The sequence below is a fragment of the Maribacter polysiphoniae genome (assembly GCF_003148665.1).
Taxonomy (GTDB): Bacteria; Bacteroidota; Bacteroidia; order Flavobacteriales; family Flavobacteriaceae; genus Maribacter_A; species Maribacter_A polysiphoniae.
In genome coordinates this window covers 86,047-109,417 of sequence record NZ_QGGQ01000004.1, presented here as the reverse complement: position 1 = coordinate 109,417, position 23,371 = coordinate 86,047, and the positions used below count along the sequence as shown (strand labels likewise).

19 protein-coding genes and 1 other RNA gene are annotated in these 23,371 nt (G+C 39.5%); 9 read left to right on the top strand and 11 right to left on the bottom strand.

What is annotated here, in order from left to right; all coding sequences use genetic code 11:
• Positions 1 to 68: 68 nt before the first annotated feature.
• The 6 genes from LX92_RS10205 to LX92_RS10180 form a co-directional block, all read right to left on the bottom strand.
• Positions 69 to 2,141 (bottom strand): tetratricopeptide repeat-containing sensor histidine kinase, encoded by a 2,073-nt coding sequence (locus LX92_RS10205; protein WP_109650208.1) that lies wholly within the window; start codon positions 2,139 to 2,141, stop codon positions 69 to 71.
• Between the two features lie 236 nt (positions 2,142 to 2,377).
• Entirely contained in the window at positions 2,378 to 2,869 is a 492-nt protein-coding gene (locus tag LX92_RS10200) for a hypothetical protein (protein WP_109650207.1), read from the bottom strand.
• A 144-nt stretch (positions 2,870 to 3,013) separates the two neighbouring features.
• Entirely contained in the window at positions 3,014 to 3,757 is a 744-nt protein-coding gene (locus tag LX92_RS10195) for a LytR/AlgR family response regulator transcription factor (RefSeq protein ID WP_109650206.1), read from the bottom strand.
• A 155-nt stretch (positions 3,758 to 3,912) separates the two neighbouring features.
• Positions 3,913 to 5,436: a hypothetical protein gene (locus LX92_RS10190; protein WP_109650205.1), complete on the bottom strand. Its 1,524-nt coding sequence runs from the start codon at positions 5,434 to 5,436 to the stop codon at positions 3,913 to 3,915.
• A gap of 17 nt (positions 5,437 to 5,453) precedes the next feature.
• On the bottom strand, positions 5,454 to 5,849 hold the full coding sequence (locus LX92_RS10185) for an acyl-CoA thioesterase (RefSeq protein WP_170117824.1): 396 nt from the start codon (positions 5,847 to 5,849) through the stop codon (positions 5,454 to 5,456).
• Positions 5,849 to 6,892 carry a glutaminyl-peptide cyclotransferase gene (locus tag LX92_RS10180; protein ID WP_109650203.1) on the bottom strand — a complete coding sequence of 348 codons (1,044 nt, stop codon included), beginning with the start codon at positions 6,890 to 6,892 and terminating at the stop codon, positions 5,849 to 5,851. The genes LX92_RS10185 and LX92_RS10180 overlap by 1 nt, the downstream gene beginning before the upstream one ends.
• Positions 6,893 to 7,041: 149 nt before the next feature.
• Between LX92_RS10180 and ffs the strand changes: the two genes are divergently transcribed.
• The 3 genes from ffs to fsa all read left to right on the top strand — a co-directional run bounded on the left by ffs (position 7,042) and on the right by fsa (position 8,785).
• An RNA gene (gene ffs / locus LX92_RS10175) (signal recognition particle sRNA small type) lies at positions 7,042 to 7,140 on the top strand.
• A 126-nt stretch (positions 7,141 to 7,266) separates the two neighbouring features.
• Positions 7,267 to 8,076, top strand: a complete 810-nt coding sequence (locus tag LX92_RS10170) for an SDR family oxidoreductase (protein ID WP_109650202.1) — start codon at positions 7,267 to 7,269, stop codon at positions 8,074 to 8,076.
• Positions 8,077 to 8,131: 55 nt separating this feature from the next.
• Positions 8,132 to 8,785, top strand: coding sequence for a fructose-6-phosphate aldolase (gene fsa, locus LX92_RS10165; RefSeq protein WP_109650201.1), 654 nt, complete (start codon positions 8,132 to 8,134; stop codon positions 8,783 to 8,785).
• A 69-nt stretch (positions 8,786 to 8,854) separates the two neighbouring features.
• Here the strand turns inward: fsa and LX92_RS10160 are convergent, their stop codons facing one another.
• Entirely contained in the window at positions 8,855 to 10,240 is a 1,386-nt protein-coding gene (locus tag LX92_RS10160; RefSeq protein WP_109650200.1) for a TlpA family protein disulfide reductase, read from the bottom strand.
• A 176-nt stretch (positions 10,241 to 10,416) separates the two neighbouring features.
• On the opposite strand from LX92_RS10160, the gene LX92_RS10155 reads away from it, so the two are divergent.
• Together LX92_RS10155 and LX92_RS10150 are read left to right on the top strand one after the other, a co-directional pair.
• Positions 10,417 to 12,045, top strand: coding sequence for an ABC-F family ATP-binding cassette domain-containing protein (locus LX92_RS10155; RefSeq protein WP_109650199.1), 1,629 nt, complete (start codon positions 10,417 to 10,419; stop codon positions 12,043 to 12,045).
• A 26-nt stretch (positions 12,046 to 12,071) separates the two neighbouring features.
• Positions 12,072 to 13,211, top strand: coding sequence for a hypothetical protein (locus tag LX92_RS10150; protein ID WP_109650198.1), 1,140 nt, complete (start codon positions 12,072 to 12,074; stop codon positions 13,209 to 13,211).
• A 13-nt stretch (positions 13,212 to 13,224) separates the two neighbouring features.
• Here the strand turns inward: LX92_RS10150 and LX92_RS10145 are convergent, their stop codons facing one another.
• Complete coding sequence (locus tag LX92_RS10145) at positions 13,225 to 13,944, bottom strand: hypothetical protein (protein WP_109650767.1); 720 nt, start codon at positions 13,942 to 13,944, stop codon at positions 13,225 to 13,227.
• A 207-nt stretch (positions 13,945 to 14,151) separates the two neighbouring features.
• Between LX92_RS10145 and LX92_RS10140 the strand changes: the two genes are divergently transcribed.
• Positions 14,152 to 14,727 (top strand): fasciclin domain-containing protein, encoded by a 576-nt coding sequence (locus tag LX92_RS10140; protein WP_109650197.1) that lies wholly within the window; start codon positions 14,152 to 14,154, stop codon positions 14,725 to 14,727.
• Here the strand turns inward: LX92_RS10140 and pheT are convergent.
• Positions 14,719 to 17,145, bottom strand: coding sequence for a phenylalanine--tRNA ligase subunit beta (pheT, locus tag LX92_RS10135; RefSeq protein WP_109650196.1), 2,427 nt, complete (start codon positions 17,143 to 17,145; stop codon positions 14,719 to 14,721). The two genes, LX92_RS10140 and pheT, sit on opposite strands and share 9 nt — an antisense overlap.
• Positions 17,146 to 17,275: 130 nt before the next feature.
• Between pheT and LX92_RS10130 the strand changes: the two genes are divergently transcribed.
• Complete coding sequence (locus LX92_RS10130) at positions 17,276 to 18,496, top strand: peroxiredoxin family protein (protein ID WP_109650195.1); 1,221 nt, start codon at positions 17,276 to 17,278, stop codon at positions 18,494 to 18,496.
• Between the two features lie 10 nt (positions 18,497 to 18,506).
• Here the strand turns inward: LX92_RS10130 and leuB are convergent, their stop codons facing one another.
• Complete coding sequence (leuB, locus tag LX92_RS10125) at positions 18,507 to 19,625, bottom strand: 3-isopropylmalate dehydrogenase (RefSeq protein WP_109650194.1); 1,119 nt, start codon at positions 19,623 to 19,625, stop codon at positions 18,507 to 18,509.
• A complete protein-coding gene (locus tag LX92_RS10120; RefSeq protein ID WP_109650193.1) occupies positions 19,626 to 20,798 on the bottom strand; it encodes a 2-isopropylmalate synthase in 1,173 nt (390 codons plus the stop codon).
• A gap of 147 nt (positions 20,799 to 20,945) precedes the next feature.
• On the opposite strand from LX92_RS10120, the gene LX92_RS10115 reads away from it, so the two are divergent.
• Both LX92_RS10115 and LX92_RS10110 read left to right on the top strand, forming a co-directional pair.
• On the top strand, positions 20,946 to 22,490 hold the full coding sequence (locus LX92_RS10115; protein ID WP_109650192.1) for a hypothetical protein: 1,545 nt from the start codon (positions 20,946 to 20,948) through the stop codon (positions 22,488 to 22,490).
• Positions 22,491 to 22,497: 7 nt separating this feature from the next.
• A complete protein-coding gene (locus LX92_RS10110; protein ID WP_223308365.1) occupies positions 22,498 to 23,355 on the top strand; it encodes a DMT family transporter in 858 nt (285 codons plus the stop codon).
• Positions 23,356 to 23,371 lie beyond the last annotated feature (16 nt).

The following is a 23,371-nucleotide window of genomic DNA, read 5'->3' as shown; positions in this document are numbered from 1 at the left end:
TTCCGTCTATTAGTACAATTCTATTGTGTGTCAATTTTGTTTTCCAAGGGGCATCTTGGGTTGGATTTTTAATTTTTAAGCGGTATATTCAAAGTAATCGTCGTTCCTTTGTTTATAACACTATCAATTTCCCAAGTACCGCCGAGTTTTTCTACTCTTGATCTGATGTTTCGCATACCTATACCCGTTTTGGTTTTGCCCGATTTTGATACAAACCCTATTCCGTCATCGGTAATGGTCACGATAATCTCCTCATTTGTTCGTACAAAACTAACCAAAATATTCTTACAAGATGCGTGTTTGACTGCATTTTGTAAAATCTCTTGGATCATACGATATAGATTGATTTTGATGTCACCTTTCATTGTGTCCCAATCTTGGGATTCATCATATTGGAAAGAATATTCAAGATGATTCAGCGTACATACATTCTTGAGTAATTCTTGAATGGAAGTGATGAAGTTGTTTATGTTATGATAGGCAGCGTGACTTAATTCATGGGAAATGGCACGTACTTCACCTTCAACGTCCTTTAGTGCGGCTATTGCCTTAGCCCTTTCCAATAGTGCTTCCTCCGTGCTGACTTTGTTCAATCCGGTAAGCACCATTCTAGCCCCCAGCATTTTCCCTAGGACCCCATCGTGCAATTCTTCGGAAATTCGTTTTTGCTCGGCTTTCTTTATTTCGGCGATTCTTTGCTTTTGGGACAACATTAAATCGAATATCTCTTGGTTACTGGTCTGTTGTTGCTGTTGAAAACGTAAGGCTTGGTTTTTTGCTCGCTGATGGAAAATCACATAAACGGATACCCCAAGCAGGAAAATACCTAATGCCAAGCCTGTCCATATTTGTTTTTTTCGGGTTAGGGATTCATTCTCTGCGATAAACTCATCGGTTTCGAAACGTATTCGTGTGAATTTATTGCGTTCCTGTCGTTCCAGTTGAACAAGACTATCGTATAAGGCAATATACCTTTCCGTATGTTTCAATGAATTTTCGGGATCGATGCGCGCCAACAATCCCAATGAGGCCAACAACCTTTTGTTGTTGGATCCCTGCTCCGCGTGTTGCATTGCATGTCGGGCACTTACCATGGCATTTACCGTGTCTTTCAACGATAAATAGTATTCTGCATACGTATATTCGACTAACGAAAGCCCTTCAATATCGTTTTGTTCTTCCCGAATCTGTTTAACGGTTTCCAAATCCTTGAAAACATTTAAGGTATCTCCCAGTTTAAAGCGGCTGAGGACTAAATTGTTAAATTGTAAGGCGTAGATGGAAGGTTGATTGAACTGTAAACTATCTTGGTTCAATGTAGCTTTTTGGTAGTATCGCTTAGCGGCTTTGTAATTCCCTTGATCTTTATAGACGTTACCAATGTTGTTCTGTAATCTGGAATAGAAATTTTTTTTGGTTTTTTCATCGTCTATTTCAGAAAGGTATTCCTCGGCTAGGTTAAAATATTCGAGGGATCGTTCATATTCCTTGAGTTCCTTTGTGATTGAACCCAATAAACTATAGCAGCGGTGGAGTCTTAGATATTCATCCAAGGGCTTTAACCTTTCTATGGCCTTAAAGGCATTTATTTCCGCACCTGTATAATCCTTGACATTGGTTTGGAGTACTGCCATATTGAAAAACATTCTTCCCGATAGATATTTGTCCCCAATGGATTCATATTTTTTTTGCGCCTCGGAATAATGGTAAAAGGAACTGTCCTTTACCATTTTTGTATCAAAAAAGTCAGCCAAATCCCAGTGGGCATTGGCTTCAGCAACCGTATCATTCAACTTTTTGGATATTGAAATTGCTTTATGGTTGACCGAACGAAACAAAGAGGAATCATTTAGTTCCAAATAGGCCAATGAAAGTCTGGAATAATATTTTATTCGTGCACTATCAATGGTGCTTTTGTCTGCCGCTATATATGCTTTTTTTAGTAATTCGTTTTTTTGCTTCAGGGGCATTTCGGAATTACTCCCAAGGGATATCCAGCTTAAAATACTATCATTTGCAATGGTTTGGGGAGCTTCGGTTTTGGTGTTGGGCAGAGTGCAAGAGCCTAAGGCAGCGCATAATAGGATATGCAAAAGCCATTTGGTCAATGGGGGTGATTGTGGTAGATTGGTTTTAAGCATGGTGACACTAATGTAAACAAAAAGGTCTTAATCTTTGTAAGACTAAGACCTTTTTTGTTTTGAAGGAACTTTATTTTATACCTTCTTTGTTCAATAGCTCTTGAGTTGCTAATATACCACTAGACTATACTTTTTACTTTCCTTATGTCTTTTGTGTGGATACAATCGTTACAAGCTGCCTATGCCACTTTTTCCTTTCTTCTGTCTTTTGTGTGGATACAATCGTTACAAGCTGCCTATGCCACTTTTTCCTTTCTTCTGTCTTTTGTATGGGCGCAGTCGTCACAAGTTGCGGAAGCCAATTGTTCTTTCCTTCTGTCCTTGGTATGGGCGCAGTCGTCACAAGTTGCCGAAGCCAATTGTTCTTTCCTTCTGTCCTTGGTATGGGCGCAGTCGTCACAAGTTGCCGAAGCCACTTTTTCCTTTCTTCTGTCCTTGGTATGGGCACAGTCGTCACAAGTTGCCGAAGCCAATTGTTCTTTCCTTCTGTCCTTGGTATGGGCGCAGTCGTCACAAGTTGCCGAAGCCACTTTTTCCTTTCTTCTGTCCTTGGTATGGGCACAGTCGTCACAAGTTGCCGATGCCACTTTTTCCTTTCTTCTGTCTTTGGTATGGGCACAGTCGTCACAAGTTATTGTGTCTTGATCTTGGGTGTCATTTACATTGATCATTGCCATTGATCCAATCATTAAGGCCAATACTGCTAAAATACTAAGTGCTCTTCTCATAATCTTAAATAATTTTTGTTAGGGGTTTCTTTTTTATTACGTTGTAAAACTAATAAGACCCCAAGAGTAAGATAGAGTATTTTAAAAAGTATGAGTATTTGGCATTGTTTGAGGAGTATTCGAACCAGTTTTGAGAGAATTCACCTAATTATTGGAAAGAATCGCGGTTTTTGATAAAAGATTCTTTACCTCATCGATATTCGCTTTATACGACTTCGAAAAGGGTAGTTGTAGGTTTCTAAGTTTTAAGGTGCACACTGATTTTCCATAACTGATACCTGAAATGAAGATGGTATTGATAATATAACTCTGATGGATTCGTATGAAATTCGGAGGTAATTGGTTTTCAAATGTTTTCAAGGTTTTGAAAGCATTGACAACGCTTCCATCCTTCATCACAAATTCCGTGGTGTTGTTATCGGCTTGCAGGTAAAGAATATCATTCGTGTTCAAGTATTGGAAATCCCGGTATGATTTTAAACAAATCGTTGCGGCTTGGGAATGGACGGGAGTAGTTTCGGGCATTTGCTTTTTAAGGCGCAGCAAGGATTTTCGTATGTCGAATTCATTGTAGGGTTTCAACCAATAATCGAAAAAACCATTTTTAATGGCCTCATAGGCATGATTCTTTGTTTTGGATATACCAATGATGACCGGTAATTTCTTGACATACTGGTGAAGTTCAATGACCATTTGAAAATATTCGGAGGCATTTTCATTCAGGTTCACAAAAACGACGTCGGGGGAATATTTTAAAATTGCATTTAGACCGTCGTTACTATTTTTAGCCAAGGAAGAGCACGAAAAATCACCGTATTCCTCCAAAAAATGCTGCAGTTGCAGATTGGAGGTGGCGTCAGAATCGATAATGGAGTAATTGAATTCCAATGTATTAGCTATTTGTCAATAGCAAAGTTATGATAGTCGGGGAACCATGGACATAGGAAAACCTTATAATAAATAAGGTTTGTGTTTGTAATGTATAAAAATATTTTAATTTGAAGGAAAACACCTATTTATAGGGAAGAATATGCAACAAACAATCATTTGGGAGTGTATTCATATGCCCCAATATCCGGATTTTGGGTTCTTTCCGTACCAATGATATCATAAGGAATAGGTAAGGAATATGCCAAATCAGCCTTGTCAATGGCTGATGAAGCCTCACCTAATTGATATACATCACGATTAAATCCTTCAAAATCAGTGTTTTGGTTAAAAAGGACTTCAGTGTACTTGGTGTTGTCGTTAAAATCGTACAAAGTATTGTTTTTGTATTGCCCAGAAGTATCCTCAAATTTTATAAGGGAATGGTCGAAAGTAAAATTAAAAGCATTGGCCTCGTTAGGATGTAATGATATTTCGATTGGGGCACTACCATCAATGATACAATTATTGAACTGGGCCAAAACCAAATCCCCTGAAGTGGTGGAATCATAGTTATCTATTTTTAAAGCCGTTCCCAATCTTGAACCATGTGACCAATAATTCGCAATGGTGCAATGGGTGAATTCGTAGCGACCACCACGGGAACAGTGTAGGGAATTGCCACCCGCACCCCCTAATACGGTGTTTTCCCCCGTAACATAGGTGTTTATTGCCTGTAGATTGGTGAAGGAGGAGTTATAAATCTGGGTGTTATTTATAGTTAGGCTTGAGGTTTGTCGTTGTCCATCACCCTTAACAATGGTGCCGATTGTAGCATTTTTGATCGTTACATGTTCCATGGTGTTGTTTAGGCTTCCTTCTGCAATCCAAATCGTACCCCATTGCCCAGGAACATTCGAATATTCGGGTTCTAGTCGATCTCCTTCAAAAATAACCTCGTTTTCCAAGATGTCCTGGGAAGAACTTAACGTACCATTGATATGTAGGGAAGCTCCCTTAGAAACATATATCCCCGAACCTTCATGAAAATGGATCCTGACTCCCGCATTGACCTGTAAGGTCTGGTTTTCCGGAACTATCGCATACCCGTAGATTACATAGGGCTTATCATTGGTGAATATCAATTCATCATCCTTTAAAAAAAATCCTTCTACATTATTTTGGTTCCCATCGATATCCATATTCAAAGGGTGGGTTTCCTTGATACCATTCTCCAATATTTTGGGATATCGTAAAATCGCATCCTTTACCAAAGTGACTAATTGCACTTCTTGGGTGCTCGATAGTCCCTTAAACGCAATAGCATCGGTATATAAAAATTGCTTCCCATCATTGGTGGGGCTGTAGGTGGTTTCAACAAATATGTAAAGGCTGTCTTTGGCCAGGATGGGTATATTCGTGAATTCCTTTCCTGCCATGCCGTCTACATTAAGTCGATAAGCACTGTTTTGCCCCTGTTTTAGTCGGATGGAAGGAATTTCTATGTCGTCATGGTTGGGGTTGTATACCTTTAAGGTGTAGGTGCTGCTCGATATGTTGGAAAAAACGGTATCAAGAAAAACGGTATCCTTTGAAAACTCCAAATTACCAGGGTTGTATGCATACTCGAAATCATTTCTGCACGAACTCCATACCATTATAAGTATCAAGGCAGAAATTGGGAATACGATCCGCTGCATAGTTTTGGTTTTTCCGTTTAATCGCTCAGGAAGACCTTTTGGATTTTCTCTGAAATGCGGATCGGTCTTAGGGTCATCGCATTGAGCAGGCACCATTCTGTAACGGAACGGACTATAAGCTCATTCGTTTTATCATTGTACATTTCCACACAACGCACCGAAATGGCTCCTTTTGTGCTTGCTATAAAGGTTTTGGCTAAAATTACGTCACCTAAGACGGCAGAACTGAGATAATCGATATTATGGTTTTTGACGACCCAGAGTATACCTGCCTGCATTTCTTTAGGAGCGGTAGATTGCCAATGTTCTTTAGAGATATCTTGGATCCATTGAACATAACGCACGTTGTTCACATGGTTTAGGTCGTCTAGATCTGCTTGGGAGACAATTATTTTCTTTTCGTAGGACTCCATTATTTTTTGATGATTTTTACCTCGAACATTTTATCCCAGTTTTTGCCTGTTACAAAGAAGGTTTTTCGTTCTGGATGATAAGCTACCCCGTTAAGCACATCCAGTTCTTGGTGTTTGGTGACCCTTTCCTTTAAACCACCGAAATTGATGACGCCCTCAATGGCTCCACTTTGTGCATCAATAATCATCATGCTTGGTTTTTGGTAAACATTGGCATAGATCTTCCCATCCAAATACTCCAGTTCATTGGCCATGTTGAATACCGATTTATTGGTCACTGTTTCAATATGGCCCTCTTCGGCTAAGGTATCGGGATTTAAAAACCAAATCTTTTCGGTACCATCACTTTTGAATATTTTGTTTCCATTATGGCATAGTCCCCAGCCTTCCTTGCTTTCCCCATATTGGAAAGTGTCTATCTTCTCGAATTTCTCCAAGTCATACACGAATCCAATTCCATTTTGCCAAGTAAGCTGGTATATCTTACCGTTCATAATCGTGATTCCTTCGCCAAACTGGGAATCCTCAAGGCGTATTTGTTTTAGGATTTCCCCGGTTTTAAAATCGACCTTCCTTAAAGAAGACCTTCCTTTTTTTCCGGTACTCTCATAGAGTATGCCATCATGGAATTCCAAACCTTGGGTATATGCCTTGATGTCGTGAGGGAATTCGTTTATGATTTCATAGGTGTATAGGGCAGGAGGGGTAGGCGCCAATACTTTTATTTTCTTTGAAACATCGATACGGGTATCATCATAATCGACAGTGGCCTTAAGGGTCTTGGCCCCCAAAGTCGTAAGGTCAAATGTAATTTTGTTTTCCTTAACCTCGAGTTCCTTGCCATCAATGGTATAGGTTACCGAATTGATTGATTTCTCCTTCTTGTTTTTAATGCCGACACTTACGGTTTGATGTTGTTTGAAATCCGTTTTATTGCCTTCCAATTGAATTTCGAATAAAGAAGTTGCCTTGGTATTGCCACTGCCACAGGACATGAATAGCAGTAGGAGAAAACTAAAAGAGGTAAGCTTAATAAGATTCATGAATATATTTATTTGTTGATTTAGGTATTCCCGACTGTATTATTCTCTATTAGAAACACTTAGGAATATCAATAAAAAAGGCAAGTTAATTCATTAAAATTAGAATATAAAACGATTGAAAAAGTTTTAAAAGATTGTATATTTGCATTCGGCAAGTCCTACACGACCAGCTCCTGTAGAATCCCCCAGGGTGGGAACGCAGCAAGGGTATATGGTTGTAGCGGTGCGATGTAGGTAGCTTGCCGTTTTTTTATACCTTCATTTTTCATAAAAAGCGTGTATTTGATTTTCGGACCATATTGTCATTGTACTTTAGGCTTCTATGTAAATCGCTTTTTACCAGACCTTTTTTTAAAACTTAATCTATAACTTATATGGAACAAAAAGTAGTTCTTATAACGGGAGGCTCTTCTGGAATAGGGAAATCCATCGGAAATTTATTGAAATCCAAAGGATTTAAAGTTTACGGAACAACAAGGAATCTGGCTAAATACCCTGATTTCAGTGATTTTGACCTCCTGGAGTTGGATGTTAGGAATACAAGTACGATTGCAAAGGCTGTTTCCCAACTTATAGAAAAGGAAGGTCGGTTGGATGTGTTGGTCAATAATGCAGGTGTGGGAATAACAGGCCCGATAGAAGAAACCCCACACGAAGAGATTCTTAAAACCTTTGAGACCAATTTCCATGGCCCATTGCATATGATAAAGGCTGTTTTGCCCCAAATGCGGAAGCAGGGGGACGGACTCATTATCAATATAACCTCCATTGCCGGCTATATGGGGTTACCTTATCGCGGCATTTATTCAGCTACCAAAGGTGCTTTGGAAGTTACGACGGAGGCGCTTCGAATGGAAACCAGGAATTTCGGCATACGAATGACCAATTTGGCTCCTGGTGATTTTGCGACGAACATAGCCAGCGGAAGATATCATGCACCGGTTTTAAAAGGCTCCCCATATGAGGATGCATACGGGAAAACCTTGCAATCGATCAATGATGATGTTTCTTCGGGCAATAATCCCATTCAGGTGGCCGAAAAAGTATACCGTATTATAAATACCAAAAATCCCAAAGTGCATTATAAGGTGGGTTCATTTATGCAAAAGTTCTCTATTTTCCTTAAACGGACTTTACCCGATAAAGCCTATGAGAAGCTGTTATTGAATCATTATAAGTTGTAATTTTGGTATATTCATTTTTAAAACATTACCTAGAAAATTAATTAAAAACAAATTCATGAAATTTTTTATCGATACAGCCAATTTAGATCAAATCAGGGAAGCCCAGGAATTGGGGGTTTTGGATGGTGTTACCACCAATCCGTCATTAATGGCCAAGGAAGGCATTACCGGACGTAACAATATTTTAAAGCATTATGTTGATATCTGTAATATTGTAGATGGTGATGTATCCGCTGAAGTTATCGCTACCGAGTTTGATGCTATGGTCAAAGAAGGTGAGGAGTTGGCCGAACTGCACGAACAGATTGTAGTAAAAGTGCCTATGATCAAAGATGGTATAAAAGCGTTGAAGTATTTTTCGGATAATGGTATCCGTACCAACTGTACATTGGTGTTTTCTGTTGGACAGGCCTTATTGGCCGCAAAAGCAGGAGCTACCTATGTGTCACCATTTATAGGTAGATTGGATGATATTTCAACTGACGGACTTAACCTGATTGCTGAAATTCGTCATATATATGATAATTATGCTTTTGAAACACAGATATTGGCTGCGTCGATCAGACACACCATGCATGTCATTGATTGTGCTAAAATCGGTGCAGACGTAATGACCGGACCTCTTTCTTCAATTGAAGGCCTTCTGAAACATCCTTTGACGGATAGTGGATTGGAGAAATTCTTGGCAGATTATAAAAAAGGAAACTAAAGGATATAGCTTAATCTTTTAAACAAGCTATGAATAGATAGACCCAAAAGCCGATGGTTTTTGGGTTTTTTATTTAAAAGAATGATATATGTCCCCAAAGGCATCAACGATAATTTCGTTATCGGTAATGATGCATTTGTTCATCGGATAAATAATCAGGGTTTTTGTGAGTTTCTCAAAATTGTCCGAACGATATTGATTATTGGGGTCGAAGCCTTTTACCTTGACCAAGGATTTCCATTCGTCCAAATTGGTCTGAACATTTATACCTACAAAGTTGTACTTGGGTTCATGTTGACTTAAATAGTGGATGCGTTTAGCAATGTCGTTCAAGTGTTTTTTGTTCGATGCGGACCAAAAATAGAATACGGTTTTTCTGTCTTTGGCTATAGTGGTTAAAGACACCTGATCGCCACTATAATCGGTCAAATCTATACTTGGTATTCTTTTATGGGGTTGTATGTTCCTAATTCCGGAATATAGGTCATTAACTTCATCCATATGCCTGTTATCCCCGGATAGTGCCCGAAAGACCTCCATGAATATTTTGTTGTTTTCTTCGGTATCATGTACTTTCAACAGATAATCAACGGCTACATTCCTAAAAAGGTTGTCCTTTAATTGTTTCTCAACGACCAGACTATCGATAAGTTTTAATTTATGCTTGTTGAAATGTAGGTGGTTTTTGGCCATCTTATCCTTAATGTCACAACCATGGGTACAGGACATATAGGACAAATTGCCAAAATGGTTCACCATAAACTCGTAGTAGGGTCTTAGATAGGTAAAATCCTCATTGTTGTAGGTTAGATTTTTGCGATACGCATAGTAATCCTCATCTAATTTCGGCACTTTTTTAGCCTTCGCCAATCTTTTATGCTTAAAAGGATAACGTTCCTTAAACATGGCATAATTATATATGATGTCGGCTTTGGCGATTTCAAGCTCCTTATCGGTCAATGAAAAGTCAATATTAAGATCGCTTAGAAGATCTAATTTCTGTTGTTGCAGGGAATCGATTTTCCTACTGAATTCGGCCGGGTTTAACCAGTAATAATCATCGACGATTCTTTTTTCGTGTTCCTTGGTCAGGTAAACCTCCATCATAAAGTTGTTGACTTCCTCACCTTTTCCCGAAAACACAAGGGATTCATCAAAATCAACCGTGTTCAATCGTATTAAAAGACTATCCCCTTTTTTTAAATAGACGTTTTGATATTCGGGGGCATGTTTAAAGTAGTAGAGACCATCCTGTATGGAATCCAATTGCAAGGAAAACATGTTATTGGTATCCAAGGCTGAGGAGTCGATAACAACATCCCCTTTATAAAGAACAACATATTTGCTGGTAGGGTTTACAATTTCACCACCAAAAAAAACTCTAGGGGAAATTTTTTCGCTATCGCTGCAGCCTGCTAAAAAGATAAGAAATAAATAAAGTAAACTTTTATTCATATAAGAATATCTACGATATGTCAACAAATTTAAGCAACAGGAACATGTTACCTTGTTAATTGCGAGTTAAATATCCATCGGATAGAGTTAATATATCCATAGGGCCTAAGGAAAAAGTTTATTGGTATAGAGCTATTAAATTGTCTATTTTTGCACGGATTTTAAAATAAGGGAGAATGTTATCAGTTTCAAATTTATCTGTTCAATTTGGTAAACGCGTTTTGTTTGATGAAGTAAATGTTTCGTTTACCCAAGGGAACTGTTATGGGGTTATCGGAGCCAACGGGGCGGGTAAAAGTACCTTTCTCAAAATTCTATCGGGACAGATAGATCCGACCTCGGGACACGTACATCTGGAACCGGGTAAACGTATGTCGATATTGGAGCAAAACCATAATGCCTACGATGAGAACACGGTACTCGAGACGGTGGTCATAGGTAATAAACCGCTCTTTGCGATCAAAAATGAAATTGATGCTCTTTATGCCGATTATTCCGATGAGAAGGCAGATAAAATTGGGGAACTTCAGGTGCAATTTGAAGAAATGAACGGATGGAACGCCGATAGTGACGCAGCGGCCTTGTTGTCCAATTTGGGTATTCATGAGGAGTTGCATTACACATTGATGTCCGATGTGGATTCCAAACTTAAGGTAAGGGTGCTTTTGGCACAGGCCCTTTTTGGAAACCCTGATGTTTTGATCATGGATGAGCCTACCAATGATTTGGATTATGAGACAATCGGTTGGTTGGAGAACTTTTTGGCGGATTATGAAAACACCGTAATCGTTGTATCCCACGACCGTCACTTCCTAGATGCGGTATGTACCCATATTGCGGATATCGATTTTGGCAAGATGAACCTGTTTTCAGGTAACTATACGTTCTGGTATGAGAGTAGTCAATTGGCTGCGCGCCAACGTGCCCAACAGAATAAGAAGTCAGAGGAGAAAGCCAAGGAACTTCAAGAGTTCATTATGCGTTTTAGTGCCAACGTTGCCAAGAGTAAACAGGCTACTTCACGTAAAAAAATGCTTTCTAAATTAAAGGTTGAGGATATAAAACCCTCAAGCAGAAGGTACCCTGCATTGATTTTTGAACGTGAACGTGAAGCAGGCGACCAAATATTGAACATTGAAAGATTAAAGGCATCTTCGGAAGATGGTGATTTATTGTTCGATAAGGTCAATATCAATTTAGCCAAGGGCGATAAGGTTGCGATCATTTCAAGGGACTCCAGGGCCACCACGGCTTTTTATGAAATTCTGAATGGGAATAGGAAACAGGAAGAAGGGGAATTTCAGTGGGGGGTTACTACAACCCAATCCTATTTACCTGCCGATAACTCCGGCTTTTTTACGGAAAATATCAATCTAGTGGATTGGTTGCGCCAATGGGCCAAGACCGAGGAAGAGCGCGAGGAAGTTTATATTCGTGGATTTTTAGGAAAGATGCTTTTTAGTGGGGAAGAGGCCTTGAAAAAATGTACGGTTTTATCCGGTGGGGAGAAAGTACGTTGTATGTTGAGTAGAATGATGATGCTCAGGGCCAATGTGTTAATGTTGGATGAACCCACCAACCATTTGGATTTGGAAAGTATTACCGCATTCAATAATTCCCTTAAGAATTTTAAAGGAACAGTGCTCTTTACCACCCATGATCATGAATTCGCACAGACCGTTGCCGATCGTATCATAGAATTGACGCCACAGGGCAACATTGACAGATATTTGACGTTTGATGAATATATGTCTGATAAGACCATTAAGGAGCAACGCAATAAAATGTATGATGTGACGGTATAGTTTTATCAGTCCCTAAATCTTACATTATGAAAACCTACAGCATTATTTATGCATTATTGGCATTTGTGGTCATAGGTTGTAGCACATCAGATGATTCCACACTACCTGAAGAAAAAGAAGAAGAGCAAATAGTCTATGAGGCGGATTATGTCTTATTGCAGCAAAGCAATGGGCAATTATCCGTTCAAATGCTTGAAGCGGATGAGTCCGAATTGGATGTAAGCAGTGCGGAAAGTACTTTTGCAAATGTTCCGTTACCGGACATAACATTCCAGAACGGATCAATGTTCGCTTTTTATACCAAAGTCAGCGATTGTGATGGACAAGTGACCATACACGATTTTGATGAGGATATATCAACCACTGTTGATGTCTTTGGCGATTTATTGGCATGTGACCTAACGGTAACTTCCATTGCCCTTGACGGGGATATTTTATATGTAGCCTATTGCAAAGAGGAAACCTCAAAAATAAACAAATACTACGTAAGGACTCTTGATCTTGCCAGTGAGGCAAATAATAGGGAGGATATCGAATTGGATAAAAAACCATCACAAATGGTTGTGACTAATGGCCGTTTGTTCGTATTGACCTTGGATTGGGATATTACCGATGAATATGAGCTTTCGGTAATAGATACCACGACCCTAACGGTTGTACATGGGATTGGTTTGGGATATAATGTTAAACGGATTTTTGAAGATAACCAGAAAAACATTATTATTTCATACCAAGAACTACATACGGTATTGAATAGTAGCACCCTGGCGGTGAAATACGTGAACTACGAAGAAGCGACCGCACCGAAATTCTCTGGATCCAAAATGTATTGTTTTGATGCTGCCGGGCGGCTTTTCTATATTAGACCGGATGACTCTGAAACATCGGGTGTGCCTGCGATATACGATTTTGCCAATAATAAGGCACTGTTGTATTACTACGGGAATTTTTTAACGGAAACCCAATTGACTTTTGAATTTAAAATAGGGCAAACCACTATGGTAAGTTATGACGATGGAAACAATGTTATGCTTGTAGGGTACCAGAAGAGCGATAATGGGCTTAAAGGTGGTTTGTTGAGAATCCAATTGGAACCGGAACCTAAATTTTTGGACAACCTTGATTTAGATGGGGTTCCCTATCAAATTTACTATAAGGACGAGTAGGGGCGAAGTCTACTCACGAGTTGCAATATCTACTATTCCAAATGGCATGGTTGAAATTCTTTCCCTTGGCGAAACCGTAGAACAATACGACGGCTATTGCCCATTTGAACATAAAAAAGAACAACAACCAAAACTCATAACCCGAACTGGTTTTGGTAAAAAGACCAATAGGTGTGATCAGGGTCGTCAAATAGCTTAAAATGATGATGGTAACCAAGAGGTTTACGATGTTCCTGAACGGCCACATCAACACTTTTCGCAAAGGATGTAGGTCATTGCCCCATTTGTGGATGAAATAATAATAGCCATTACCCAGCGGAACGAATAGCAGGGGGTCATCTTTATCCTTGAGTTTGAAAAGTTTCGAAGGAGCGATGATCTTGAAACCGGAAAGTTCGGTTTGGTGCGCTTTTTCAATGTGTTTGATTCTTGAAATCGCTTCAGGGGGAATAGTTCCCTTGAAATACTTCGAATCCAGAAATCGAAGGCGATAATCAATACAGATTTTCTTGATATGGTTTATATGATAGATATGTTCTGATTCCAACAGGTCAAAATTGAGTTGATGGGTGACTTTGGAACCATTCTTTAGAAGGTTTTCCCCAATTCTATTATCATGGTCATCACTGGCCTTGAATATTTTATCGAGCTCTTCATGAATATCGATAACGTGGCTATCCTTATGCCTGGCATGGTTCAGCGCTCTTTTTAAATCCGTATTTTCCAGAAACATAGCATATCGTTTTTCGTCAAGATGCTTCAAAGTAACATAATTTGCCTTGGTTTCAAATTTTGAAATGTTAAACCACAAATGTTAATATTGTGTTAAATACTAAAAACATGTAATTTATCAGTTTTGTACATGGGTATAAATTGTATATTGTCGGTAATTTGATACCGTTCGTCGAAGATTTATTATCACGCCCTAAATTAAACCTAAATGAAATGTTATGCCTCCCCCGTGGCCTTATTGACTCTTTTTTTGACCTTTTTTGCCTCAGCACAAGATAGTTACACAGATTTAAGTAATAAGTATTTGACGTTGGATATTGAAGAATCCATTATTTCATCTACTACCAACTCTGGGAACCACACAACCTTAATAGCCGCCTTAAAGGCAGCAGGTATGCACAATGCACTCGCTTTTGATGGTCCGTTCACCGTTTTTGCACCCTCAGATAAGGCTTTGAATGCGCTATTTTCGAATACAGGAACGGATTTGTTCAAAGCTGAGAACAAAAGTGATTTACAGGCACTTTTAAGGTACCATATCATAGCAGGGAAGTTCTCGGCCTCTAAGATTCTCAGGGAATTATGTAGGGGGCAAGGTAAGGCGACCTTTATGACCGTACAAGGTGAAGTGCTGACGGCTACCATAGATGGGATAGACATTGTCTTGACCGACAGTTATGGGAACTCGGCAAAAATCATCACCGCGGATTCAGACCAATGTAATGGTATTATCCACGAAATAGATAGTGTGATCTTGCCTAAGACCGTAAACTTTTTACCTTAGTTCCGCACCGAGTTCCGTAGTATACTTCTGTTGCAGTTTAGACATTATTTTGTCTATCTGCTTATCGGTTAACGTGCTTTTTTCATCGAGCAGGGTAAAACTAACCGCGTAGGACTTTTTACCTTGGGGAAGTTTGTCACCTGTATAAACATCAAACAAATTCACCTTTTTCAAGAGGTTTCGCTCCGTTTGAAAAGCAATGTCGTGTATTTCCTTGAATCCTACACGTTCATCTATCAGTAAGGCTAAATCCCTTTTTACTTCTGGATATTTAGGGATTGGATTGAATTTAATTTCTGATTTGGGCACCAGTTCAATAATATTGTCCCAATTAAAATCAGCATATAAAACCTCTTGTTTAATATCAAATTGCTTTATCAATGATTTATTGACAACCCCAAAATGTACTACCTTCTTTTTCTTACAGGTAAATGTCAAGCCCTCTGAAAAAATGGTACTTTCAATAGGTTTGGTATTGATGTCCAGTATTCCCAATCGATTTAGAATGTTCTCGACCACGGATTTAAAAAAGAAGAAATCGGTAGGTTTGGCAGGGGAGGCCCAACCGGTACTGTTCCTATTACCGGTAACGAAAAGACTTAAATGTTTGTCCTCTACATGTCCATCGCTGTATTGATGATAGGTCTTTCCAAACTCAAAGAACCTTAGGTTGCGGCTTTTCCGGTTTATATTGTACGATATGGTTTCCAGCCCATTCAGTAACATACTTTGGCGCATCGTTGATAAATCTGTACTCAAAGGGTTTAAAATGGTTACTGATTGCTCGTGTTTCAGTTCTTCTATTAAATCAACATAATCGGGTGAGGTAAGACTGTTGGTCATTATCTCATGAAATCCCCTGGCAGCAAGTAAATCGCCAATGACATATTGCAGGTTGTAATCCTCGAATTTTGAAATGGGGGCAATGGATGCATTCAATTTATCGCCAAAGGCAATATTATTGTATCCATAGACCCTAAGTATTTCCTCAATAACATCCACTTCGCGTTGAACATCAACCCTATAGGAAGGTATCACCAAGCCCATTCCCGATTCGGTAACATTCTTGACCTTTATTTCAAGCGAAGCCAAGATCGATTTTATGGTGTCCCGTGGTATATTTTGGCCTATTAGCTTATCAATCTTATCAAAGGATAAAAATACTTGATAGTTGTCTTTCTTATTAGGGTATAGGTCAACGATATCGGAGGTAATGTCCCCTCCGGCGATTTCCTTGATCAACATCGCAGCCCTTTTGAGGCTGTATTCTACATTTTCGATATCGATACCTCTTTCAAATCGGAAAGAAGCATCGGTGTTCAGTCCGTGTCTTTTTGCCGTTTTTCTTATGGATACGGGATCAAAATAGGCACTTTCCAAAAAGATGGATTTGGTATTTTCGGTAACCCCTGTGTTTATTCCACCAAAGACACCGGCAATACACATAGGCTTTTCTCCATCGCAAATCATCAGGTCTTCTTCGTGAAGTTCCCTTTCAATACCATCCAAGGTCATGAATTTTGTTCCCTTGGGTAATGTTTTTACAACGATTTTCTTACCAAAAATACGATCGGCATCAAAGGCATGAAGGGGTTGCCCCATCTCATGCAACACATAATTGGTGGCATCGACAATATTGTTGACCGGGTTTAAACCAATCGCTTTTAAACGGTTCTTCAACCAATTTGGAGAGGGTTGCACGATTAAATTGCTTAAGGTTACCCCACAATAACGCGGAGCCAAGCTGTTGTCTTCAACCAATACATCCATTTTCAAGGAACGGTCGGTAATATTAAAATTACTTGTTGAAGGGGTAATAAGTTCTTTTTCGACTTCTTTTTGCTTGAGTCCGGCCTTCAAATCCCTTGCAACACCATAATGACTCATGGCGTCCGCCCTGTTGGGGGTGAGCCCGATCTCAAAAACCTCATCACTTTCTATCTCGACAACTTCGGCCATTGGGGTTCCCGGTGTTAGGGAGTCATCTAAGACCATAATTCCATCATGACTCTCCCCAATACCCAATTCATCTTCGGCACAGATCATTCCGTGACTTTCTTCACCACGGATTTTTCCTTTCTTTATTTTCCATGATTCCCCTTCTTTTGTATAAAGGACAGTACCTATAGTGGCTACCGGCACGTTTTGGCCTTTGGCTACATTGGGGGCACCACACACTATTTGCACAGGCTTTTCAAGGCCAATATCAACAGTGGTCAATTTTAGGCGATCTGCATTTGGGTGTTGCTCACAAGTAAGTACATGACCTACTACAATACCTTTAAGACCTCCCTTAACGGTTTCATAATGTGATATACCTTCGACTTCTAGGCCTAGATCGGTTAAAAGTTCAGCAGTATCCTTTGCTTCCCAATCTATTTTGAGAAACTGTTTTAACCAGTTATAAGAAATGTTCATTGGTTGTATTTAAAGCTGGTAAAGATAAAACAATGAAATAAGACATTCAATACTGTTTCAATTGAATTGTTTTAATTTTTTTTGTAAGTAATTATTTGTTTTTTCGATACAATTTTTGAAAACTTCACTTATGCGAAATTTTATTTTGATTCTTTTGGTCTTGATTGTCGGCTATTCTTGCGAAAACTTAAATCGCACTTCACTCGCTGAAGGTACATGGCGAGCTGAATTATCAGTTCAAGATAATGAAATTCTACCTTTTTCATTCGATTTAAAGCAATTGAATGGGCGCCCTGTTATCGAAATCCATAATGCGGAAGAGATAATTCATGTTGATGAAATAGAAATCATGAAGGATTCCTTGGTCATACGGATGCCGGTTTTCGAAGGGTACATTGCAGGAAAATTCACAGACACCACAATTACGGGTGAATTTATAAAAGAAAGTCTGAATCGCGTTGTGCCTTTTAGGGCCACCCAAGGGGAGTTGGCACGTTTCAATGCAAAACAGGGGGCATCGATGAATGTATCCGGAATATGGGAGACCGAATTCAGTCCGGATACGATAGGCAGTTATTTGGGTAAAGGAATTTTCACCCAAGAAGGAAACAAAGTAAAGGGTACATTCAGGACAACAACAGGGGACTACCGTTATTTAGAAGGTATTATGGATGGGGATATCATGAAATTATCCGCTTTTGACGGTGCCCATGCGTTTTTATTCATTGCAAAAGTCACGGATAGTACGATGAATGGAACTTTCTATTCGGGCAATCATTTCCAGGAACCTTTTGAAGGACGAAGAAATGTGAATTTCGAATTACCCGATGCAGATTCCTTGACATTCTTAAAAACCGGACAAGGGAAATTCAATTTTTCTTTTCCAAACACGAAAGGGAAACAAGTTTCCCTAGAGGATGTTGCATTCAAGAACAAAGCCATTATCGTTCAGATCATGGGTACTTGGTGTCCCAATTGCCTGGATGAATCAAAATTCCTCGTTAACTATTTAGAAGAGAATCCACAACTGAATGTAGCTGTGGTCGCATTGGCCTTTGAATATGCCAAGACCGAGGAAGAAGCTTTTGGGCGCATCAATAGGTTAAAGAACGCCATAGGTATAGAATATCCCATATTGTTGGCCCAATATGGGTCGTCAAGCAAAATAAAGGCACAAGAGAAATTGCCCATGTTAAACCATGTACTTTCGTACCCCACAACCATTTTTATAGATAAGAATGGCGTAGTGAAAAAGATACACACGGGATTCAATGGCCCTGCCACTGGTGAAAAGTATGATTCCTTTAAGAAAGAATTCGATGCATTTGTCAAACAATTGGCATCCGAATAAATAAACTTTTTTAGATAATGGTTGATTTGCCCAGACCAATGTTCTCATCATTGATGTTCAGGTTGTCATCGGCATCAACAATGTTCCTTGCGATAAAGTCACCAACACTGGATGTACCGTATTTTGTACTCCCCATAATATCGATGGTCACTATTTTCTTCATGAACGATTTGTGAACGGCAGAAACAATAGCATTAAACTCTTCTTGAAGTCCAAAGTGTTCAAGGAGTAGTGCAGCGCTAAAAATAGCAGCCACTGGGTTGGCAATATTCTTGTCCTTCGCTTGTGGATAAGAACCGTGTATGGGTTCGAACATGGCATTTTCAGCACCGATCGACGCTGAGGGAAGCAATCCCGCAGATCCGATGAGCACATTGCATTGGGCGGAGAGAATGTCTCCGATCATATTGCTGGCCAAAATCACATCAAAGGAACTCGGTTCCAATAATATGGACATTGAGGCGTGATCCAAATACATACAAGTGAATTCCACTTCAGGATAGCTTTCTGCAATGTTAGTGACTACTTTTCGCCATAATCTTGAGGTTTCAAGCGCATGGGCCTTGTCAACCAAGGTAAGTTTGCCTTTCCTCTTTTTTGCTGCCTTAAAGGCCATATGGGCCACACGGCTTATTTCGTTTTCGGTGTACCTACAAAGATCGGTGGCTATGGTTCCGTCCTCGCTCAAACTTTTTTCACCGAAGTACATACCGCTTACAAGTTCCCTATAAATGACCAAATCGGTCCCAGTGATAATATTGCGTTTTAAAGGGGAATTTTTGATCAAGGCAGGAAATGCTTTTATGGGCCTTATATTGGTAAAAAGGTCCAGCTCTTTCCGTAAATATAAAAGTCCATCTTCCGGCCGCACTTTGGCCATAGGGTCATTATCGTACTCCGGTGTACCAATGGCTCCAAACAAAGTGGCATCGGAATTTTTACAGAGTGCTACGGTTTCCTCAGGGATTGGGCTACCCGTTTTTTCAATGGCAGCGGCACCGATCAATCCATTTGTGAATGTGAAATCGTGTCCAAAATTTTCTTCAACGGCTTGTAGGCATTTCACGGCTTGCGCGATAACTTCGGGTCCTATACCATCCCCACCTAAAACGGCAATGTTCAATTTCATTTATGAAATGCTTTCAATTTTTATTTTGCTACTCTCTATGATCTCATGAATGTCTTCATCCACGATTTCTTTTTGCTGATCGGCATATTTCAAAAACTCTTGGTAGACAATGTCCAATTGTACCTTGGTAAGTTCGTACCCCACTTTTTTAGCCCTATAGGCCAAAGCCGCCCTGCCACTTCTTGCGGTAAGGACAATCGAGGATTCGTTTACCCCTACTTCGGCAGGGTCCATGATTTCGTAGGTCTCCCTGTTTTTTATCACCCCATCTTGATGGATACCCGAGCTATGTGCAAAGGCATTGGCTCCCACGATGGCTTTATTGGGTTGCACCAACATTCCCATTTTATCGGAAACCATTTGGCTGGTGTCATAAAGTAATTTACTATTGATATTGGTATCGATGCCTAGATAAGGATGTTGTCTTAATATCATTACCACTTCCTCTAAGGAAGTATTTCCGGCACGTTCCCCAATACCATTTATCGTACATTCAATCTGACGGGCTCCATTGATTACCCCTGCGATGGAATTGGCGGTAGCCAAACCTAGATCGTTGTGGCAATGGCACGAAAGTACGGCTTTATGTATACCTGTCACATTTTCTTTTAGATATTTCATTTTGGCCCCATATTCCTCAGGAAGGCAATACCCAGTGGTATCAGGAATGTTCAACACCGTTGCACCTGCCTTTATGACTGCCTCACAAACCCTTGCCAAGAACTCATTATCCGTTCTACCGGCATCCTCTGCATAAAACTCTACATCCTCAACAAAAGTTTTCGCGTAACTGACGGCACTGACCGCCCGTTCTATAATAGCCTCTTTGTTCGAGTTGAACTTGTGTCGTATGTGGGAGTCTGATGTTCCTATACCTGTATGTATTCTTGGGGTTTTGGCAGGTTTTAAAGCTTCGGCAGCTACTTCAATATCTTTTTTCACCGCACGGGTCAATCCGCATACAGTAGCATGTTTTACAATTTTAGCAATCTCATAGACAGCATTAAAATCGCCCGGACTCGAAATAGGAAACCCTGCTTCGATGATATCGACGCCAAGATCATCGAGACGCCTGGCAATGACCAATTTCTGTTCTTTGTCCAATTTGCATCCCGGGACTTGCTCCCCATCACGTAGTGTGGTATCAAAAATCTGTACTATATCTTTACTCATTATATTTACGTAGTTTTACTAGCCTTTTACGAATATATGGCCAATAGGTTTGTTGATTTGGGGTTTAGAATCACATTTACAACGTTAAGTAACTTTTTGGTCAGTATAAGTTATTGATAAACAATTATTTAAACTATATAGATTACGATGACAAATACGCATAAAGATGCATTGTTTGTTCTGGTGAAATCACTCTCCAAGTCAGAAAAACGTCAGTTTAAACTTTATGTTGGACGTTTGGGGGTGAATACGGATGCTAAATTTTTAGCATTATTCAATTTATTGGATAAAACAAAGCGCTATGACGAAAAGGTAATTTTGGACAGTGGTATTGTTAAGAAATCGCAACTTTCTAACCTTAAGGCCCATTTGTACAAACAGATTCTTGTAAGTCTTCGTTTAAATCCTGTAAATCAGAATATTAGGGTGCAATTACGGGAGCAATTGGATTTTGCCACCATATTATACCAGAAAGGACTTTATAAGCAGAGTCTGAAAATACTAGATAAATCGAAATATATCGCCATAGACAATGAAGAGAAGAATATTGCTTATGAGATCGTGGAACTTGAAAAATTAATTGAGACCCAATATATTACCCGAAGTATTCCCGATAGGGCAGATGAGTTGGTAGTACAGGCCAAGCAGTTGTCCGAGCAAAATGTAATGGCAAGCAAGCTTTCCAATTTATCATTGCAGCTATATGGACTCATGCTAAAGGTCGGATATGTTCGAAGTGATGAGGATTTAATTAAGGTAAAGACCTATTTCAAGAATAAATTACCCAAGTACAATATCGATAAACTTGGTTTTAGGGAGAAATTATGGCTGTACAAGGCACATTTATGGTATAGTTTTTTAATCCAGGATTTTCTTTCCTGTTATAAGTATTCGAATAAATGGGTCGATCTTTTTTATGAAAATGAAAAAATGATCCAATTGAATCCTGTGTTTTTCATAAAGGGAAACCATTATTTATTGGAGTCTTTGTTCTACGTGAAATACAGTTCACAATTTAGGGAAACACTGTATCGATTGGAAGCCATGGTCGAGGCAAAAAGTTTTCCGAAAAATGATAACATCAGCTCATTGGCCTTTTTGTATATCAATGCGAATAAATTGAATCTCCATTTTATGGAGGGCACTTTTGAAAAGGGATTGTATCTGGTGAAAATCATAGAATATGGTATTGCCAAACACAAGGATCGGTTGGATGCACACCATATTATGCTCTTATACTATAAGATAGCAAGTTTGTACTTTGGTGTAGGGGACAATAAGAATTGTATTTTATATTTAAAAAGGATCATCGACAATAAGAACCTGAAAATGCGCGAAGACCTCATGTGTTTTGCCAGGGTATTGAGTTTGGTGGCCCATTATGAGGCGGGTATGGATTACCATATGGAACTCCAATTGAAAAGCACATATAAGTTTTTGATGAAAATGAACGATCTTCATGCGGTTCAGAAAGAGATGATCAAGTTTTTACGGAATTTAGGCAGTATTTACCCAAGTGACCTACGCAATGAATTCCAAAAACTGTATAACGAACTTAAAAAGTACGAGAACCATCCGTATGAGAAACGCGCCTTTCTTTATTTGGATATTCTCTCTTGGTTGGAAAGTCATTTGGAAAATAAACCTGTAGCCCAGATTATCAGGGAGAAAGCCATGCAGCAAACCCGATAACTACAGTTTGAAGAATAGTAAGCATCTGTCCCACCTCTTGGAAATAAATTTGGCAATGCTCTTTGTCAGTACATCAGGGGCACTTGGTAGGTATGTCGATTTACCAGTACCCGTAACGATTGCGACCAGGGGTATTTTGGCCTTTTTTGTCTTGTTTGTCTACTGCAGGTATAAAGGAATCCCATTGCATATCAATGCTAGCGATCGGCTAATGGTTATTTTGGGTGGAGTTCTAATGTGTCTCCATTGGCTTACCTATTTTTATGCCTTACAAATGTCCAATGTGGCCATAGGAATGTTGTCCCTCTTTACGTATCCTGTGATTACCGCTTTTTTGGAGCCTATGATCCTCAAGACTAAGTTTCAAAGGATTCATGTGTTATTGGGATTATTGGTTTTATGTGGAATTTATTTTTTAGCACCCGATTTTAATATTGGTAATTCGACAACTGTGGCCATAGGCATGGGTATTTTATCGGCCTTGTTTTATGCTTTAAGGAATATTATACTTAAATCAAAATCAGCAAGTTACCATGGTTCGACTTTGATGGTCTATCAAACGGGTATCATAGGATTGCTATTGTTTCCGGCCTTGTTTTTTGTAGCTCCCCCAACGCTCTTGTCACAGTGGGAAGGAATAGTTGCCTTGGCCGTTTTGACAACAGCTATTGGTCACACCCTCTTTCTAATGACTTTCAAGCATTTTTCAATAACCACCATCAGTATTATCAGTAGTATTCAACCCGTTTATGGTATAGTGATCGGGGCCGTTTTTTTATCGGAGATCCCGGCCTTAACGACAATAATCGGAGGGGTATTTATTTTGGGGTCGGTGGTCATTGAAAGTGTAAGGTCTTCCCGATAGGACCTTTCGTTCCAGT

Coding starts and splice junctions, on each gene's coding strand:
- fsa (WP_109650201.1), top strand. CDS start 8,132: ATGAAATTTTTTATCGATACAGCCAATTTAGATCAAATCAGGGAAGCC.
- LX92_RS10140 (WP_109650197.1), top strand. CDS start 14,152: ATGAAATGTTATGCCTCCCCCGTGGCCTTATTGACTCTTTTTTTGACC.
- leuB (WP_109650194.1), bottom strand. CDS start 19,625: ATGAAATTGAACATTGCCGTTTTAGGTGGGGATGGTATAGGACCCGAA.
- LX92_RS10200 (WP_109650207.1), bottom strand. CDS start 2,869: ATGAGAAGAGCACTTAGTATTTTAGCAGTATTGGCCTTAATGATTGGA.
- LX92_RS10145 (WP_109650767.1), bottom strand. CDS start 13,944: ATGTTTCTGGAAAATACGGATTTAAAAAGAGCGCTGAACCATGCCAGG.
- pheT (WP_109650196.1), bottom strand. CDS start 17,145: ATGAACATTTCTTATAACTGGTTAAAACAGTTTCTCAAAATAGATTGG.
- LX92_RS10150 (WP_109650198.1), top strand. CDS start 12,072: ATGAAAACCTACAGCATTATTTATGCATTATTGGCATTTGTGGTCATA.
- LX92_RS10190 (WP_109650205.1), bottom strand. CDS start 5,436: ATGCAGCGGATCGTATTCCCAATTTCTGCCTTGATACTTATAATGGTA.
- LX92_RS10205 (WP_109650208.1), bottom strand. CDS start 2,141: ATGCTTAAAACCAATCTACCACAATCACCCCCATTGACCAAATGGCTT.
- LX92_RS10130 (WP_109650195.1), top strand. CDS start 17,276: ATGCGAAATTTTATTTTGATTCTTTTGGTCTTGATTGTCGGCTATTCT.
- LX92_RS10170 (WP_109650202.1), top strand. CDS start 7,267: ATGGAACAAAAAGTAGTTCTTATAACGGGAGGCTCTTCTGGAATAGGG.
- LX92_RS10185 (WP_170117824.1), bottom strand. CDS start 5,849: ATGGAGTCCTACGAAAAGAAAATAATTGTCTCCCAAGCAGATCTAGAC.
- LX92_RS10180 (WP_109650203.1), bottom strand. CDS start 6,892: ATGAATCTTATTAAGCTTACCTCTTTTAGTTTTCTCCTACTGCTATTC.
- LX92_RS10160 (WP_109650200.1), bottom strand. CDS start 10,240: ATGAATAAAAGTTTACTTTATTTATTTCTTATCTTTTTAGCAGGCTGC.
- LX92_RS10115 (WP_109650192.1), top strand. CDS start 20,946: ATGACAAATACGCATAAAGATGCATTGTTTGTTCTGGTGAAATCACTC.
- LX92_RS10155 (WP_109650199.1), top strand. CDS start 10,417: ATGTTATCAGTTTCAAATTTATCTGTTCAATTTGGTAAACGCGTTTTG.
- LX92_RS10120 (WP_109650193.1), bottom strand. CDS start 20,798: ATGAGTAAAGATATAGTACAGATTTTTGATACCACACTACGTGATGGG.